Here is a 16,227-nt window from a genome sequence, read left to right as displayed (position 1 = left end):
CCTCGTATTCATGTGCGATCGCACAACCGCGCAATGGGGCAATTTTTCACGCTGTGCAGCCAATGAGCAGGCCCGCGGGCGGGGACGCCCCCCACCGGGGGCGCCCACCTTGCATCTCAGCTGCGCCGCCGGCTCGTGCCAAGGATCTGGCGGGAGATCACGATCATCGGCAACAGGCCAACGGCGACGATGATCAGCGCGGCCGTCGAGGCCTCGCTCAGGCGCTCGTCCGCAGCGAGGGTGTGTGCCTGTGTCGCCAGCGTATCGAAGTTGAACGGACGGATCACCAGCGTTGCCGGCAACTCCTTCATCACGTCGACGAACACCAGCAGGCCGGCGGTCAGCAGGCTTCCGCGCAGCATGGGCATGTGCACGCGGCGCAAGGTCTCCCACTTGCCGGCACCGAGACTGCGCGAGGCGTCGTCCATGCTCGGCGTGATCTTGCCCAGGCTGGACTCCACGGTCTGCAGCCCCACCGAGAGGAAGCGCGCCAGGTAGGCGTACACCAGCGCCGCGATGCCTCCCGTGAACACCAGCCCGGGATTGACCCCGAACAGCGCCTCCCAACTGTGCGCCAACCAGTTGTCCAGCCGTGTGAGCGGGATCAGCACCCCGACCGCAATCACCGAACCAGGCACTGCATAGCCCAACCCAACCACCCGGTTCAGCGCGCGTGGCAGCTGCGAGCGCGCGAGACGCGCCGCATAGGCGAGCAGCACTGCAAGCAGCACCGCAATGAAAGCGGTGACCGCGGCCAGCACGAAGCTGTTGCGGGCCAATTGCACGAAACGGGCGCCGAACTGTGCGTCACCCTCGACCAGCGCCATCTCCAGCAGCAGACCGGCCGGCAACAGAAAGCCGAGCAGCAAGGGCATGAAGCAGGCGAGCGCAGCAAGCCGGCCTAGCCCCCCGCTGAGCTTGACCCGCACCGGCAGCGCCGCCTGGCGCGAAGTGTTGTTGAAACGCGCACGCCCGCGCGAAAGATGTTCGAGCGCGAGCACGAGCACCACGAAAGCGAGCAGCGCTGCAGAAAGCTGCGCGGCAGCGATGCGATCACCGAGCGAAAACCAGGCACGGTAAATCCCGGTCGTGAAGGTCTGCACGCCGAAGTAGGACACGGTCCCGAAATCGGCCAGCGTTTCCATCAGCGCCAGCGCCGTGCCCGCAACCACCGCCGGTCGCGCCAGCGGCAGCGAAACGCGGAAGAACGAGGACCACGGTCCAAGCCCCAGCGAGCGGGCGGCCTCGAGCATGCCCCCCGCACGCTCGAGAAAGGCCGCGCGGGCAAGCATGTAAACGTAGGGATAGAGCACGAACATGAACATCGCCACCGCGCCACCGACGCTGCGCACATCCGGAAACCAGTAATCGCCGTGCCGCCAGCCGAAGGCTTCCCGCAGCCCGCTCTGCACCGGACCGACGAACTGGAGGAAGTCGGTATATACGTAGGCCATCACGTAGGCAGGCATGGCCAGTGGCAGCACCAGCGCCCACTCGAAGAAGCGCCGCCCGGGAAAATCAAGCATCGTGGTCAACCAGGCCGCCGTTACCCCGATCGAGGCCACACCCAGGCCCACGCCGACACACAGCACGACGGTGTTGAAGACGAACTCGCCCAGCACGGTATCGGCCAGATGCGCCCAGGTGTCGCTGGTCTGCCCCACGAACACGTTGGAGAACACCGACAGCACCGGCGCCGCGATCAGTGCAGCAACCAGCACCGCGGACAGCGTGAGTGTCGACCCCTGCAGGCGCCTTGCGCCCCATACTCCCGAAGAATTCATTCCGTTCCCGTCTGATCGGGGCCTGGCCGCACATCGGCCGGCTCCGCTGCTGTCGGCGAATTATAATTGATCGCATTTGGAAACCTGCGGTGCAATAATCGACGCCTCGCCCCCTCAGCCCTGCAGCCCCTGCCGTCGCACCCGTTCCTCCCCTGGATCCGGCCCATGTCCCACCTCGAACTAGACCGCATCGATCTTGCCTTCGGCGACAATGTGGTCGTGCGCCAACTCTCGCTGCACCTCGCCAAGGGGCGCATCGGCTGCCTGCTGGGCCCCTCCGGCTGCGGCAAGACCACGGTGCTGCGCTGCATCGCGGGGTTCGAACGGCTCGCTTCCGGCCACATCCGGCTCGACGGAGAGATCGTCAGCACGCCGGCCCACAGCGTGCCCCCCGAGCGGCGGCGCATCGGCATGGTTTTTCAGGACTACGCGCTCTTCCCGCATCTTTCGGTAGCCGACAACATCGCCTTCGGCCTGCGGGGAGAGACACCGACCGAGCGGCGCCGGCGCGTGGAGGAACTGCTCGCACTCGTCGGGCTCGGCAGCCAGGGGGGCAAGTTCCCCCACGAGATGTCCGGCGGCCAGCAGCAACGGATCGCGCTCGCGCGCGCGCTCGCGCCGCGTCCCAGCCTGCTGCTGCTCGATGAGCCCTTCTCCAATCTCGACGTCGAATTGCGCGAAAGGCTCTCCTACGAGGTGCGAGACATCATCAAGTCCACAGACACCACGGCAATCCTCGTCACCCACGACCAGCACGAGGCCTTTGCGGTCGCGGACGAGATCGGTCTGATGCACGAAGGGCGCATCCAGCAGTGGGATACCCCCTACAACCTGTATCACCGCCCGGCGAACCGGTTCGTAGCCGATTTCATCGGCCAGGGCGCCTTTGTGCGCGGCAGGGTGCTCGACGACCAGCGCGTACAAGTCGAGCTCGGCGTGCTCAACAGCAGCACACCGCTGGTATGCGGGGAGAACTGCGCTGCCTGCGCGCACGGCAGCGAGGTCGACGTGCTGCTGCGTCCCGACGACATCGTGCACGATGACACCAGTCCGCTCGTGGCCGAGGTCGCCCACAAGGCGTTCCGCGGCGCGGACATCCTCTACACCCTGCGCCTTGGAAGCGGGGCACGGGTGTTGTCACTGGTGCCCAGCCATCACAACCACGCAGTCGGCGAGCACATCGGGATCCGGCTGGATGTGGACCATGTGGTCACTTTCCCCGATGGCGACACAGACCGCAGCTTCTCCACCCCGAAACCATGATTTCCTGGCTGGGCGATGCGCCGGAGTTTCCGCCCGACACGGCGGCGCTGGCCGAGCCCAATGGCCTGATCGCCGCGGGCGGCGCGCTCACGCCGCCCTGGCTCCTGGCCGCCTATCGGCGCGGCATCTTCCCGTGGTTCAGCGCCGGAGAGCCCATCCTTTGGTGGACGCCCGATCCGCGCCTGGTGCTCGACCCCGGGCACGTCCACATCAGCCACTCGCTACGCAAGACGCTGCGCCGCCGGCGTTTTGAAGTGCGTGCCGACACCGACTTCGCCGAGGTCGTGCGCGCCTGTGCCGCGCCGCGCGAGCCCGGCCTCGGAACCTGGATCACCCCCTCCATGCAGGCCGCTTACCGTCACATGCATGAACTCGGCTATGCCCACAGCGTCGAATGCTGGCAGGATGAACGGCTGGTCGGCGGCCTGTACGGCATCGCGCTGGGGCGGATGTTCTTCGGCGAGTCCATGTTCTCGCTCGAAACCGATGCATCCAAAGTCGCGCTTGCCCACCTCGCACGGCTGCTCGCAGCGCGCGGCTATGGCATGATCGACTGCCAGATGACCACACGCCACCTGCTGTCGATGGGCGCACGGGAGATACCGCGCGCACGGTTCATCATGGCACTGCAGCAGCTCGTGGCCGCAGGTGATGCGCCGGCCAAATGGGCTGCGGACGCCATGGACGACTTCGACTGGCCCTGAACCCAACCCTGTCTGGCGAACGAGGCAATGCAACAGGACTACCCCTATGCGCTGATCCAGTTTTATGCAACAGCGCCCTATGCCTGCTCCTACCTCCCCGAGCGCAGCGCACGCTCGCAGGTCGCCACACCCGGACACCTGATCGACACCCCCATCTACAGCGAGCTTGTGCGTCGCGGCTTTCGCCGCAGCGGCGTGTTCACCTACCGGCCCCACTGTGACAGCTGCAAGGCCTGCGTGCCCGTGCGCATCCCGGTGCAGGACTTCCGCCCCGACCGCAGCCAGCGCCGCGCGTGGAAGTTGCATGGCGGCCTGACAAGCACGGAGCGCCCACTCGCCTTGCACGAAGAACACTTCCAGCTTTACCAGCGCTACCAGGCGGCACGACATGCGGGCGGCGGGATGGATCTGGACAACCGCGAGCAGTTCAGCCATTTCCTGCTGCAAAGCCATGTCGACACGCGCCTGATCGAGTTTCGCGAATACGGCATGCTGCGGATGGTGAGCGTGATCGACTGCCTCAGCGACGGGCTGTCCAGCGTATATACCTTCTACGAACCGAGGCTGCCGCGCAGCGCGCTGGGCACCTACGGCATCCTGTGGCAGATCGAAGCCGCCCGCCGCCTCGGACTGCCCCACGTCTATCTGGGCTACTGGATCGAGGAGAGCAAGAAGATGGCCTACAAGTCGCGCTTTCGGCCGCTCGAGGCTCTGCAGGACGGGATCTGGCAGCCGCTGCGGACACAACCGTGAGCGGTCGGACCTTTCCGCGGACTACGCAGCGCCCCCCTCACCCCTTCAATTCCCCGCCTCCTCAACCGCCCCCTGCACCGCCACGGGGCGAACCGATACAATCCTGCAATGCTTTACGAACTCGCCCGCCCGCTGCTGTTTTCGCTCGACCCCGAAAGCGCACACAATTTCACCCTGCAGGGCCTGCATCTGGCCGGCAAGCTGCTGCCCGCCGGCCAGCCCCACGCCGCCGATCCGGTCGAGGTCATGGGCCTGCAGTTCCCCAACCGGATCGGCCTCGCCGCAGGACTCGACAAGAACGGTGAAGCGCTCGACGGCTTGGCCCGGCTGGGCTTCGGCTTCATCGAGATCGGCACCATCACGCCGCGACCACAGCCCGGCAACCCGCGCCCACGCATGTTCCGCCTCCCCGAGGTGCGGGGCATCATCAACCGCATGGGGTTCAACAACCACGGCGTCGATGCGCTGATCGCCCATGTGCGTGCGGCAAAATTCCGCGGCATCCTCGGCATCAACATCGGCAAGAACTTCGACACCCCGATCGAACACGCCGCAGATGACTACCTCGCCTGCCTCGAAAAGGTCTATGCATTGGCGAGCTATGTCACGGTCAACATCTCTTCGCCCAACACGAAGAACCTGCGCCAGCTGCAGGGCGAGTCCGAGCTCGACGACCTGCTCGGCCGGCTCAAGGCCGCTCAGACCCGCCTCGCCGACACCCACGGTCGCTACGTACCCATGACGCTGAAGATCTCGCCCGATCTCGAGGACGCACAGCTCACCAACATCGCCGACGCGTTGCGCCGCCACCGCATCGACGCCGTCATCGCCACCAACACGACGGTCGCGCGCGACCAGGTGCAGGGCATCCGCCATGGAAACGAACAGGGCGGCCTGTCGGGCGCACCGGTGTTCGAGGCCTCGACCACGGTGGTGCGCAAACTTGCACAGGCGCTCGGCGACGAATTGCCGATCATCGCAGCAGGCGGGGTGCTCGAAGGCACGCAGGCACGCGCCAAGCTCGATGCCGGGGCAAAGCTGGTCCAGCTCTACAGCGGCCTGATCTACCGCGGCCCCGAACTCGTGCCCGAATGCGTGCGCGCCACCGCGCATTACCCGCAACGCTGAACACGGCCCGGCGCTTCGCCACGGCTGAATCCCATCCGACCCACACCCGCCTTCACGACTGCCTCAGGAGACTCGTCCATGACCCATCGCCGCCAGTTCATGCTGTGTGCTGCCGCATTCGCTGTCGCCGCCACCCTTCCGCTGAGCGCGGCCGCCGAGGCACCCGCCAAGGTTGGCTTCGTCTATGTCAGCCCGATCGGCGATGCCGGCTGGACGTTCCAGCACGACCTCGGCCGCAAGGCGCTCGAAGCCGCGTTTGGCGACCGCATCGAGACGCGTTATGTCGAGAGCGTGGCCGAAGGTGCAGACGCCGAACGCGTGATCCGGGAGTTTGCCGCCAGCGGCAGCAAGATCGTGTTCGCCACCAGCTTCGGCTACATGAACTACGTCGAGCGCGTCGCCCGCCAATTCCCGAACGTCACTTTCCTGCACGCCACTGGCTACAAGTCGGCGAAGAACTTCGCCCCCTACAACGCGCGCTTCTATGAAGGGCGTTACCTCAACGGCGTGATCGCCGGCAAGATGACCAAGTCCAGCGTGCTCGGCTACGTCGGCGCCTTCCCCATCCCGGAGGTACTGCAGGGCATCAACGCCTTCACCATGGGCGCGCGCAGCGTGAACCCGAACGTGGAGGTGCGCGTGATCTGGGCCAACAGCTGGTATGACCCGGGCAAGGAACGCGAGGCTGCGATGACGCTGATCTCGCAAGGCGCCGACATGCTCACTCACCATACCGACTCGACCGCCACCGTGCAGGCCGCCGAAGAAAAGGGCGTGCACGCCTTCGCCTACCATTCGGACATGTCCAAGTACGGCCCGAAGGCCCAGCTCACCGCCACCACCCACCACTGGGGCGAGTTCTACAAGCGCACCGTCGACGCAGTGCTCGCCGGCACCTGGAAGCCCGAGGGCGTGTGGGGCGGCATGAAGGACGGCATGATCAAGCTCACGCCGCTCAATCCGGCGATCCCCGAGGACGTGCAGGCGATGGTGCGTGATCTCGAGGCGAAGATCACCGCAGGCAGCTTCCACCCCTTCACCGGGCCGGTGGTGGACCAGGCCGGCACCGAGCGCCTCGCGACCGGGGCGGTCATGGACGATGCCGCGCTGGGCAAGATGGACTACTTCGTGCAGGGCGTGTCGTCGCGCCTGCCGAACGCGAAGTAAGCGGCCTCGCGGCACCCGCGCGCGGCGCCCCGCGAAGCGCCTCCGCCGGGTGCCTCCAGGGTATGCCCCACGTCGACCGCGACCCACTGATCAGCAGCCACGGGCTCCGTCCGCGCCGGCACAGCCCCGCCCGCCAGCAGCACCACGCATGCAAGATGCAAGCACCACGCGCAGCGACGGCGCGCCCTCGCCCGGTCAGATGTGCCTCCATTCCTCATCGACGCCTCCTTGCCGCCACATCTTGATTCAAATCATGGAGCCGGTAGGGACCTCCCACCCACAATGCGCCCACCATCGGCTTAGCCGTGGACAGTTGTAACCCCTGAACCACCCGGGCAAACCGACACCTTTTTGGATAAAACGAGACAAGCGATGAGGAGTACTCCATGAGCGGTATCTTCACAAAATCAATGGCGCGGAACATCTTCTACGGGGGAACGGTGTTCTTCTTCCTTCTGTTCCTGGCGCTCACCTTCGATACGGAGCGCGAGCTTCCGAATCGTGACAACCGGCAGGCAATCACCCCCGAGGTCGCAGCCGGCAAGCACATCTGGGAAGTCAACAACTGTCTCGGCTGCCACACCTTGCTCGGCGAAGGCGCCTACTTCGCGCCCGAGCTCGGCAACGTCTACAAGCGCCGTGGCGGTGACTTCATCAAGGCCTGGATGCAGGCCATGCCCACTGGAGCCCCCGGCCGTCGCCAGATGCCGAACTTCAACCTGACCGAAGAACAGCTCGACCAGCTCGTGGCCTTCCTGAAGTACACGTCCGAGATCAACACCGCCAACTGGCCGCCCAACATCGAGGGCTGATCGGAACACTGGAGACCAAAAGGGGATATCCATGCAATACAAATCACAAGCGGTCGCCATGCCCTACTTCATCGCGGCGATCGGGCTTTTCGTGGGGCAAATCATCTTCGGTCTGATCATGGGCCTGCAATACGTGGTGGGCGATTTCCTGTTCCCGGAAATCCCCTTCAACGTGGCGCGCATGGTGCATACCAACCTGCTGATCGTGTGGCTGCTGTTCGGCTTCATGGGGGCGGCCTACTACCTCGTGCCTGAAGAGGCGGAGACCGAACTGTTCAGCCCGAAGCTGGCGCTGGCATTGTTCTGGGTCTTCCTCGTCGCCGGGGCGCTGACCATCCTCGGCTACCTGCTCGTGCCCTACAGCACGCTGGCGTCGATGACGGGCAACGACATCCTCGCGACCATGGGCCGGGAGTTCCTCGAACAGCCTTTGCTGACCAAGATCGGCATCGTGGTCGTGGCACTGGCCTTCCTGTTCAACATCACCATGACCGTGCTGAAGGGCCGCAAGACCGTCATCAGCATCGTCCTGCTGTTGGGCCTGTGGGGTCTGGCGATCTTCTTCCTGTTCTCCTTCTACAACCCGGTCAACCTCGTCCGCGACAAGTTCTACTGGTGGTGGGTGGTTCACCTCTGGGTGGAAGGCGTCTGGGAACTGATCATGGCCGCGCTGCTCGCCTTCGTCCTCATCAAGGTGACCGGTGTTGACCGCGAGGTCATCGAGAAGTGGCTGTACGTGATCATCACCCTGGCGCTCGTGACCGGCATCATCGGTACCGGCCACCACTACTTCTGGATCGGTACGCCGGAATACTGGCAGTGGTGGGGTTCGATCTTCTCCGCGCTGGAGCCGATCCCGTTCTTCGCCATGACCGTGTTCGCCTTCAACATGGTGAACCGTCGTCGTCGCGAGCATCCGAACAAGGCGGCCGTGCTGTGGGCACTGGGCACCGGCGTGATGGCGTTCCTGGGCGCAGGCGTGTGGGGCTTCCTGCACACCCTGGCTCCGGTGAACTACTTCACGCACGGCTCGCAGATCACCGCGGCGCACGGCCACATGGCCTTCTATGGCGCTTACGTGATGGTGGTGCTGACGATCATCAGCTACGCCATGCCGATCATGCGCGGCCGCGCTGCCAACAGCGAGAAGGCTCAGGTCGTCGAGATGTGGTCGTTCTGGCTGATGACGATCGCCATGGTCTTCATCACGCTGTTCCTGACCGCTGCCGGCATCCTGCAGGTCTGGCTGCAGCGCGTGTCGGACACTCCGATGTCCTTCATGGCCACCCAGGATCAGCTGACGCTGTTCTACTGGATGCGTGAATGGGCGGGCGTGATGTTCTTCATTGGTCTGATCGTCTATCTCGCCAGCTTCTTCATCAAGGGCGAAGCGAAGGCAGTCAAGGCCTGATTTACAAGGTTCTTCGGTAGCAACTCCTGGGCGATCCAGGGGAAGGGGTTGGGGCGGCGATAGCCGCCCCTTTTTTTTGGCTCGTCACGCCGTCCGAGTCAGCCGTCGCCGCGGCCCGGGTGCGCAATTCCGGGCGCCGTAGCTGCCCGCACCGCTAGAATGGCGGCTGCCCTGCGTTTGTTGACCACCCCGTGGTTCCATCGCCTGTGCGCAGATCAGCCCACCGCCGCCACCCATCCCCGCCTGCCCTCGAGTTCGACGTGACCGCTCCCGATCTCACCGCCAAACCTGCCTCCCCGGACAGCCGCTTCCGCGTCGCCATCAACGGCTATGGCCGCATCGGCCGGTGCTACCTCCGAGCCTTGCACGAAGCGGGACTCGCCGAGCGCTTCCGCATCGTCGCCATCAACGAGCCGGCCGACCTGGCCAGCATCACTTACCTCACCCGCTTCGACTCGACGCACGGCCGTTTCCCCGAACCGGTCGGCAGCAAGGAATCGAGCCTGCTCATCTCCGGCCACGAGATCACGGTCACGCACGCCTCGACGCCCGAAGGGGTGGACTGGGGCGCGCTCGGCATCGACCTGCTGGTGGAGTGCTCGGGACAGTACGGCGGCCGCGAGGCCTTGCAGCGCTTCCTGCACGCCGGGTGTCCACGACTGCTGCTCTCGCACCCCGGCAACAGCGGCGAGGACGTTGATGCAACCGTGGTGTTCGGGGTCAATGAAGGGCATCTGAACGGCGACGAGCAGCTGGTTTCGAATGCCTCGTGCACCACCAACGCAATCGTGCCGGTGCTCGACCTGCTGCACCGCGAGATCGGCCTCGAGCAGGTACTGCTCACCACCCTGCATTCGGCGATGAACGATCAACCGCTGATCGACGGCTACCATCACACCGACCTGCGCCGTACGCGCTCGGCGATGCAGTCGATCATCCCGGTGTCGACCGGCCTCGCCCGCGGCGTGGAACGGCTCCTGCCGGAGCTTTCCGGGCGGGTCGTCGCCAAGGCCATCCGGGTCCCCACGCACAATGTCTCGGCCATCGACGTGGTGCTCACCCTCGCACGGGACCTGCATCCCGGCGAGATCAACGCCTTGCTGCATGAGGCGGCCGCTGGCTGCTACCGCGGCCTCATCGCGTACTCGGACGATCCCCATGCGTCGATCGACTTCAACCACGATCCGCACTCGGCGATCCTCGACGCCAGCCAGACGCGCAGCGTCGGGCCGCGCATGATCAACCTGATGGTCTGGTTCGACAACGAGTGGGGCTTTGCCAGCCGCATGGTCGACGTCACGCGGCACTGGCTGGAAAAGAAAGCCCGGCTACAAGCGAGATTGGATCTCAATTAACCCCGATCAAGTTATTCGGGGGCAGGGTTTCCTAGACTCACGGGAAACCAACACGAGCCGCTCCCCAAATGACCACAAACACTGCCATCGCCCCGGATTCGGCCCCTGCGCAGGACAATGCCCCGCGCCTGGCGGGGGACCTGGCGATCTGGTTCTTCATCCTCGCCGAGTTGCTCGCCTTCGGCGTCTTCTTCGCCGCCTACGCCTTCACCCGCGCCAACAACATCGAACTGTTCAACACCGAGCAGCTCGAGCTCAACCGCCACGCCGGCGCGATCAACACCATCCTGTTGCTCACGGCGAGCTACTTCGTCGTGCGCGCGGTGCAGGCCGCCGAGCGCGAGGCATCGCGCGAGTGCGCCAACTGGCTGCTCGGCGCCATCCTCACCGGCTTCGGCTTCATCCTCGTCAAGCTCACCGAGTATGCGGCGGCGTTCGAGCACAACATCAGTCTCTCGAGCAGCCCGTTCCACATGTTCTATCTGTCGCTGACCTTCTTCCACTTCATGCATGTGATCCTCGGCCTGGTGATCCTGATCGCGATGTGGAACGGCGCACGCCAGGGGCGCTATCGTCCCGGCGAGATGAACGGCCTCGAAACCGGCGCCGCGTACTGGCACATGGTCGACCTGGTCTGGCTGGTGCTGTTCCCCCTCGTCTACGTCATTCACTGAGGAGAACGACATGAGCAAGAGCATGCACGGCACCCCTCGTACCTCCACCCTGCTCTGGGCCACGCTGATCCTCGCCACCATCGCCACCTGGGCCATGGGCGCACTGGGCGAGACGGGCACCTGGGGCGTTGCCCTCCTCGCCGTCATATCGTTCTGGAAAGGCGCAGTGATCATTCTCGATTTCATGGCGCTACGCCACGCACCGCTGCTGTGGCGCGCGGTCACCATGGGCTGGATGGTCCTCGTCTGGGCCGTCATCGCCATCGCCTACATCAAGGGACTCGCACAATGAAGCCGGACACCCCGAACCTCGACACCCCGTTCTACGAAGCCTCCGGCGACGAGATCAGCATCTTCGAGCACGCATGGAAGAACCGGCTGCCGCTGCTCATCAAGGGACCGACCGGTTGCGGCAAGACACGCTTTGTCGCATACATGGCCGCCCGCCTCGGCCTGCCGCTCTATACCGTGGCCTGCCATGACGATCTGACCGCCGCCGACCTCGTCGGCCGCCACCTGATCGGCGACGGCAAGACCATGTGGTGCGACGGGCCGCTGACGCGCGCCGTGCGCGAAGGCGGCATCTGCTACCTCGACGAAGTCGTCGAGGCGCGCAAGGACACCACTGTGGTGCTGCACCCGCTCGCGGACGACCGCCGCCTCCTGCCGATCGACCGCACCGGCGAGTTGCTCCAGGCACCACCGGGTTTCATGCTGGTGGTGTCGTACAACCCCGGCTACCAGAACCTGCTCAAGGGCATGAAGCCCTCAACTCGGCAGCGCTTCGTCAGCCTGCGCTTCGACTTTCCACGCCCCGCGCAGGAGGAAGCCATCCTGATCGGTGAGACCGGCTGCGCGCCCGACCTGGCCAAACGCCTGGTTGCGATCGCGGGCTCCCTGCGTTCGTTGAAGGATCGCGACCTGGAAGAGGCTGCGAGCACACGCCTGCTGGTCTACGCTGCGCTGCTCACCAAGGACGGCATGGATCCGATCGCTGCCTGCCGCGTCGGCATCGTCGAGAGCCTCACCGACGACCCCGAGATCGCGGAAGGCCTCATGGAGGTGGTTTCCGCCACCTTCGGCCGCTGACGGCCACCACGAACGGACACTGCCATGAGCCCCCAGCGCCCAGACCCCTTGCGGCATGTCATGCCGGGCCCCAAGCTGGCCGTCGCGGCCGAGGCCCTGTTCCTGATCAACCTGATGTTGCTGCCGGGGATCGCATTTATCGCGCTGATGGTGCTGTGGTCGCGCCATCACAACGACCCCGATCCGCTGGTACGCAATCACCTGCGCCAGACCGGATGGACCTGCATCTGGGGTGGCCTTTTACTGGTGACGATCAGCGTGGCGATCTTCCTGCTCGGCGGTTTCGACAACCCCTGGACATGGGTGATCGGTGTGCTTTACTTCACCTTCGTGCACTCAACATTGATCCTGCTGGGTGTCATGGGCCTGTCACGTGCAATCAACGGTCGCACCTGGCGCTACCCCGTTTTCGGTCCGCGCGAAGCGCCCGAACAGTCTTGAGCCATGGGCTTGCGGCGGAAAAACCGTCGCATGAGGAGCACTGACAGATGGAAGAACACGTAGGCCTGCTCTGGCACCGACTGATCACCCGTGCGGCCGGCGGGCACTTTCCCAAGGCAGCGGTCAAGCTCAAGGAAATGGAGAAAGTGGCCGGGGTGTTCTTCCGTGCGCTGGGTGGCGACCCCGGCCTGCGCGTGGCCGCAGCCACGTCCGATACGCACGGCGCCCGCCGCAGCCTGCTGCAGCGCATCGCCGGCGCCGACGAGCGCATTCCGCGCGGTCGCATGGACATCAGCACCCTGCGCCTGCCCCCGGAACTGGACGCGCTTCCCGAACGCAGCCTCAATCGTGATCTCTATCTCTGGCTGGCGGCCCTGGCGGCCGCCCACGGCGGTGGGAACACCATCACCGATGCCGCAGCGGACGCCGCGCTTGCGCCCCTGCCCACGGGCGATTTTGACGAAGCCGCCACGCGTGAACTGCGCGAGAACCAGCGTGCGACGCTGCGCGCACTGCGCCGCTGGCCGGGCATCGAGACACGCTACCGCCGTCTGGTGGAGGCCGTGATCGCGCAACGCCCCCAGGTCGCCAAGTTGCCCGCCCCCGAAGCCGAACGCGAGAACCTGCTACGCCAGGCGCTGCACGCGCCCGGCAGCATCGCCGCACTCCCCAAGCTGCCCGCCAAGGCCCGGGAAACCCAGCCGGTGTTGCTGTGGCTGAGTGACTACCGCGGAGCGGGCGCCGGGGGACTCACCGGCAGCGCGAACGGCCCGGAAGGCGGCGAGGCCGGCAACAGCAAGCCGGGCCGCGATGCCAGCGAGCAGGCACACCGCGTCGAACGCCAGGACAACGCGCCCGAAAAGCATGGCATGATCATCCCCTTCCGCGTCGAGAGCCTGCTTTCGGTCGCGGAGTTCATCAAGGTCAAGCGCAGCACCGACGACGACCCCGACGACAATGCAGCCGAAGCCGCGGCGAACCTCGATCAGCTATCGATCACCCGCGACGGCGAGCGCGTGGCCTCGAAGATCCGCTTCGACCTCGACCTGCCGTCCGCGGCGGAAGACGACGTGGTGCTGGGCGACGGAATTCCGCTCCCGGAGTGGGACTACCGCAAGGACCTCCTGCGGGAGGATCACGTGCGCCTGACCGAGTTCACCGCCTCGGTGCACGACCCACGCGCCGCGCCCTGCAAGCTCCCCGACCATCTCCGTCGCACCGCACGCCGACTGCACCGTCAGTTTGCTGCGCTCACCCCCGCACGCCGCTGGCTCAAGGCTCAGGCCGACGGCAGCGAACTCGACGTCGACGCGCTCGTGCGCGCAACCACCGACCGCGCCACGGGCCATCACCCGTCCGACCAGCTTTATCTGTCGCTCGAGAAGCGCGAGCGCGACCTCGCCTGCCTTGCGCTCGCTGACCTCTCGCTATCCACCGACACCTGGATCTCTTCGCATGCCCGCGTGATCGATGTCATCCGCGACTCGCTGCTGCTGTTCGGTGAAGCACTGCTCGCCACCGGCGACCGCTTCGCGCTGTGCGGCTTCTCCTCGGTCAAACGCAGCAACGTGCGCTTTCATCGCCTGAAGGATTTCGATCAACGCTTCGACGACCAGGCACGCGGCCGCATCATGGCGATCAAGCCCGGCTACTACACCCGTCTTGGCGCAGCGATCCGCCACGCCACCAACGTGCTCGAGAAACAGAGCGCGGCGCGGCGCATCCTCCTGATCCTGTCCGACGGCAAGCCCAACGACCTTGATCTCTACGACGGTCGTTACGGCATCGAGGACACCCGCGTGGCCGTCGTCGAGGCCCGCAATCGCGGCATCGTGCCCTTCTGCGTCACCATCGACCGCGAAGGCGCGAGCTACCTGCCCCACCTTTTCGGCCCCGCAGGCTTCGCGGTCATCCGCCAGCCGGACGAACTGCCCGCGCGCCTCCCCATGTTCTATGCCCAGCTCACACGCTAAAGCCATGCCCAGATGTGATGACCTGTGCCGCGACGGGCTGCAGCCAGCGCAGTACGGCACGCCGCCCGCGGACGAACTGGACCGCCTGTGCCGCCTGCTTTCGCAGGCCTCGCTGTTCAACGGGCTGTCCTGCAGCGACATCGCACGCTTTGCCCGTGGCGTGCGCGAGGTAAAAGCGCCCAAGGGCGAGATCCTCTTCCACCGCGGCGCCCCCTGCAACGGCTTCCACCTGATTCTCAGCGGCCAGATCAAGCTGGCCTTCACCTCCGCCGATGGCAACGAGAAGGTGGTGGACATCCTTTATGCGGGACGCAGCTTCGGCGAGGCGGTGATGTTTACCGACAAGCCCTACGTGGTGATGGCACAGGCCCTGACCGACTCCACCCTCCTCCACATCGGCAAGCAGGTGTTCTTCGACGAGATGGCGGTCGACCCCAGCTTCTGCCGCAAGATCATCGCAGGCCTGGCGCAGCGCCTTCATCACCTGATGGCCGACGTCGAGAGTTACTCGCTGCGCTCCGGCCGCGAGCGGGTGATCGGCTACCTGCTGCGCGAGGAAGAGCGCGACGGGGATCACGTAGCCGAGGGCCAGGTTTCCATCCGGCTTCCCACCAGCAAGGGCACAATCGCCTCGCGGCTGAACCTCACGCAGGAACACTTCTCGCGCATCCTCAACGAGTTGTCCAACGCGAGGCTCATCCAGGTCGAGGGCCGCACCATCCACATTCCGGACATCGGCCGCCTGCGCAAGAGCCTGAACTGAAGCCGCGCGGGCGCGGCGCAAGCGTGACCTACGCCCTTGATCCTCGAAGCCCCGCGCCATAAGGTGCGAGGCGCGACCACATCACACCACGGCTGAACACATGACCGGTACGGAACACCCCCTGCCCCCCCCTCACGCCACTGTCGATACACCGGGCTGCAGCCGTTGCCGCGATCTGCCGCCCCTGGCCTTCGACTTCAGCATGGCCTTTCAGCCCATTGTCGACTTGGGCAAGGGCGAAACATGGGGCTGGGAGGCACTCGTGCGCGGCCCCGGTGGCCAGGGTGCAGCGACCGTGCTCTCTCAGGTGACCGACGAGAACCGATACCCGTTCGATCAGCAATGCCGGATTCGTGCCATCGAGCTCGCCCAGAAGCTGGGCCTGTCGACGCGACTGAGCATCAACTTCCTGCCGAACGCGGTGTACGAGCCCAAGGCCTGCATTCGCGCCACCATCGAGGCGGCAAACCGCGTGGGTTTTCCCCTCAACCGGCTGCAGTTCGAGATCACTGAAGTCGAAGAGGTGCGCAACGATGGGCATCTACGCCGCATCGTGGAGGAATATCGTGCGATCGGATTTGCGACTGCAATCGACGACTTCGGTGCAGGGTATGCCGGCCTCAACCTGCTCACGCACTTCCAGCCCGACACGCTGAAGCTCGACATGAACCTGATCCGCAACATCGACCAGGACCCTCGCCGTCAACTGATCGTGCGCCATCTGGTCAACCTGGCCGAAGAGTTTCCCTGCAGCCTGATCGGCGAAGGCGTGGAAACCCTTGGCGAGGCGCGTTGCCTCGCCGACATGGGCATATTGCTTCAGCAGGGATACCTGTTCGCACGACCGGGCTTCGAGTCCCTGCCGGTTCCCGACCCCGGTGTGCTGTCCAGCCTGTTGCGCACCTGATAC

Annotated in this window: 16 protein-coding genes; 15 read left to right on the top strand and 1 reads right to left on the bottom strand. The window is 65.4% G+C overall.

From position 1 onward, the window contains the following. Positions 1-116: 116 nt before the first annotated feature. The gene (locus tag ACPT9U_RS05545; protein ID WP_418364803.1) at positions 117-1,784 is read right to left on the bottom strand and encodes an ABC transporter permease; all 1,668 of its coding nucleotides are present in this window, start codon (positions 1,782-1,784) and stop codon (positions 117-119) included. 165 nt (positions 1,785-1,949) lie between these two features. Between ACPT9U_RS05545 and ACPT9U_RS05540 the strand changes: the two genes are divergently transcribed. From ACPT9U_RS05540 to ACPT9U_RS05470, 15 genes are all read left to right on the top strand, one after another. After that, positions 1,950-3,047, top strand: coding sequence for an ABC transporter ATP-binding protein (locus ACPT9U_RS05540; RefSeq protein WP_418364804.1), 1,098 nt, complete (start codon positions 1,950-1,952; stop codon positions 3,045-3,047). Continuing rightward, the gene (gene aat / locus ACPT9U_RS05535) at positions 3,044-3,751 is read left to right on the top strand and encodes a leucyl/phenylalanyl-tRNA--protein transferase (RefSeq protein ID WP_418364805.1); all 708 of its coding nucleotides are present in this window, start codon (positions 3,044-3,046) and stop codon (positions 3,749-3,751) included. The genes ACPT9U_RS05540 and aat overlap by 4 nt, the downstream gene beginning before the upstream one ends. Positions 3,752-3,778: 27 nt before the next feature. Beyond that, complete coding sequence (locus tag ACPT9U_RS05530; RefSeq protein ID WP_418364806.1) at positions 3,779-4,504, top strand: arginyltransferase; 726 nt, start codon at positions 3,779-3,781, stop codon at positions 4,502-4,504. Positions 4,505-4,612: 108 nt separating this feature from the next. Continuing rightward, the gene (locus ACPT9U_RS05525) at positions 4,613-5,632 is read left to right on the top strand and encodes a quinone-dependent dihydroorotate dehydrogenase (RefSeq protein ID WP_435750146.1); all 1,020 of its coding nucleotides are present in this window, start codon (positions 4,613-4,615) and stop codon (positions 5,630-5,632) included. Between the two features lie 78 nt (positions 5,633-5,710). After that, on the top strand, positions 5,711-6,799 hold the full coding sequence (locus ACPT9U_RS05520) for a BMP family ABC transporter substrate-binding protein (protein ID WP_435750145.1): 1,089 nt from the start codon (positions 5,711-5,713) through the stop codon (positions 6,797-6,799). Positions 6,800-7,185: 386 nt separating this feature from the next. Beyond that, entirely contained in the window at positions 7,186-7,611 is a 426-nt protein-coding gene (locus tag ACPT9U_RS05515; RefSeq protein ID WP_418364810.1) for a c-type cytochrome, read from the top strand. Between the two features lie 31 nt (positions 7,612-7,642). Continuing rightward, complete coding sequence (locus ACPT9U_RS05510) at positions 7,643-9,022, top strand: cbb3-type cytochrome c oxidase subunit I (RefSeq protein WP_418364811.1); 1,380 nt, start codon at positions 7,643-7,645, stop codon at positions 9,020-9,022. A 260-nt stretch (positions 9,023-9,282) separates the two neighbouring features. Then, positions 9,283-10,377 carry a type I glyceraldehyde-3-phosphate dehydrogenase gene (locus ACPT9U_RS05505; RefSeq protein WP_418364812.1) on the top strand — a complete coding sequence of 365 codons (1,095 nt, stop codon included), beginning with the start codon at positions 9,283-9,285 and terminating at the stop codon, positions 10,375-10,377. Between the two features lie 68 nt (positions 10,378-10,445). Continuing rightward, positions 10,446-11,051 (top strand): cytochrome c oxidase subunit 3 family protein, encoded by a 606-nt coding sequence (locus tag ACPT9U_RS05500; RefSeq protein ID WP_418364813.1) that lies wholly within the window; start codon positions 10,446-10,448, stop codon positions 11,049-11,051. A gap of 10 nt (positions 11,052-11,061) precedes the next feature. After that, complete coding sequence (locus ACPT9U_RS05495; RefSeq protein ID WP_418364814.1) at positions 11,062-11,343, top strand: cytochrome C oxidase subunit IV family protein; 282 nt, start codon at positions 11,062-11,064, stop codon at positions 11,341-11,343. Then, complete coding sequence (locus ACPT9U_RS05490; RefSeq protein ID WP_418364815.1) at positions 11,340-12,140, top strand: CbbQ/NirQ/NorQ/GpvN family protein; 801 nt, start codon at positions 11,340-11,342, stop codon at positions 12,138-12,140. The genes ACPT9U_RS05495 and ACPT9U_RS05490 overlap by 4 nt, the downstream gene beginning before the upstream one ends. Positions 12,141-12,164: 24 nt before the next feature. Further along, positions 12,165-12,581, top strand: coding sequence for a hypothetical protein (locus ACPT9U_RS05485; protein ID WP_418364816.1), 417 nt, complete (start codon positions 12,165-12,167; stop codon positions 12,579-12,581). 47 nt (positions 12,582-12,628) lie between these two features. After that, a complete protein-coding gene (locus tag ACPT9U_RS05480; RefSeq protein WP_418364817.1) occupies positions 12,629-14,554 on the top strand; it encodes a nitric oxide reductase activation protein NorD in 1,926 nt (641 codons plus the stop codon). A gap of 4 nt (positions 14,555-14,558) precedes the next feature. Continuing rightward, positions 14,559-15,317, top strand: a complete 759-nt coding sequence (locus ACPT9U_RS05475) for a Crp/Fnr family transcriptional regulator (protein WP_435750144.1) — start codon at positions 14,559-14,561, stop codon at positions 15,315-15,317. A gap of 100 nt (positions 15,318-15,417) precedes the next feature. After that, positions 15,418-16,224, top strand: coding sequence for an EAL domain-containing protein (locus ACPT9U_RS05470; RefSeq protein WP_435750143.1), 807 nt, complete (start codon positions 15,418-15,420; stop codon positions 16,222-16,224). Positions 16,225-16,227: the final 3 nt, after the last annotated feature.

The sequence above is a fragment of the Thauera sp. AutoDN2 genome (genome assembly GCF_051280715.1).
Classification (GTDB): Bacteria; Pseudomonadota; Gammaproteobacteria; order Burkholderiales; family Rhodocyclaceae; genus Thauera.
Note: the sequence above shows the minus strand (reverse complement) of the source record. Positions and strands in the feature narration are given on the sequence as shown.

Excerpts from the sequence above, each read along its gene's own strand:
- ACPT9U_RS05485 (WP_418364816.1), top strand. The coding sequence starts at position 12,165 with ATGAGCCCCCAGCGCCCAGACCCCTTGCGGCATGTCATGCCGGGCCCC.
- ACPT9U_RS05475 (WP_435750144.1), top strand. The coding sequence starts at position 14,559 with ATGCCCAGATGTGATGACCTGTGCCGCGACGGGCTGCAGCCAGCGCAG.
- ACPT9U_RS05490 (WP_418364815.1), top strand. The coding sequence starts at position 11,340 with ATGAAGCCGGACACCCCGAACCTCGACACCCCGTTCTACGAAGCCTCC.
- ACPT9U_RS05545 (WP_418364803.1), bottom strand. The coding sequence starts at position 1,784 with ATGAATTCTTCGGGAGTATGGGGCGCAAGGCGCCTGCAGGGGTCGACA.
- ACPT9U_RS05520 (WP_435750145.1), top strand. The coding sequence starts at position 5,711 with ATGACCCATCGCCGCCAGTTCATGCTGTGTGCTGCCGCATTCGCTGTC.
- ACPT9U_RS05480 (WP_418364817.1), top strand. The coding sequence starts at position 12,629 with ATGGAAGAACACGTAGGCCTGCTCTGGCACCGACTGATCACCCGTGCG.
- ACPT9U_RS05500 (WP_418364813.1), top strand. The coding sequence starts at position 10,446 with ATGACCACAAACACTGCCATCGCCCCGGATTCGGCCCCTGCGCAGGAC.
- ACPT9U_RS05510 (WP_418364811.1), top strand. The coding sequence starts at position 7,643 with ATGCAATACAAATCACAAGCGGTCGCCATGCCCTACTTCATCGCGGCG.
- ACPT9U_RS05515 (WP_418364810.1), top strand. The coding sequence starts at position 7,186 with ATGAGCGGTATCTTCACAAAATCAATGGCGCGGAACATCTTCTACGGG.
- ACPT9U_RS05470 (WP_435750143.1), top strand. The coding sequence starts at position 15,418 with ATGACCGGTACGGAACACCCCCTGCCCCCCCCTCACGCCACTGTCGAT.
- ACPT9U_RS05540 (WP_418364804.1), top strand. The coding sequence starts at position 1,950 with ATGTCCCACCTCGAACTAGACCGCATCGATCTTGCCTTCGGCGACAAT.
- ACPT9U_RS05525 (WP_435750146.1), top strand. The coding sequence starts at position 4,613 with ATGCTTTACGAACTCGCCCGCCCGCTGCTGTTTTCGCTCGACCCCGAA.
- ACPT9U_RS05530 (WP_418364806.1), top strand. The coding sequence starts at position 3,779 with ATGCAACAGGACTACCCCTATGCGCTGATCCAGTTTTATGCAACAGCG.
- ACPT9U_RS05495 (WP_418364814.1), top strand. The coding sequence starts at position 11,062 with ATGAGCAAGAGCATGCACGGCACCCCTCGTACCTCCACCCTGCTCTGG.
- aat (WP_418364805.1), top strand. The coding sequence starts at position 3,044 with ATGATTTCCTGGCTGGGCGATGCGCCGGAGTTTCCGCCCGACACGGCG.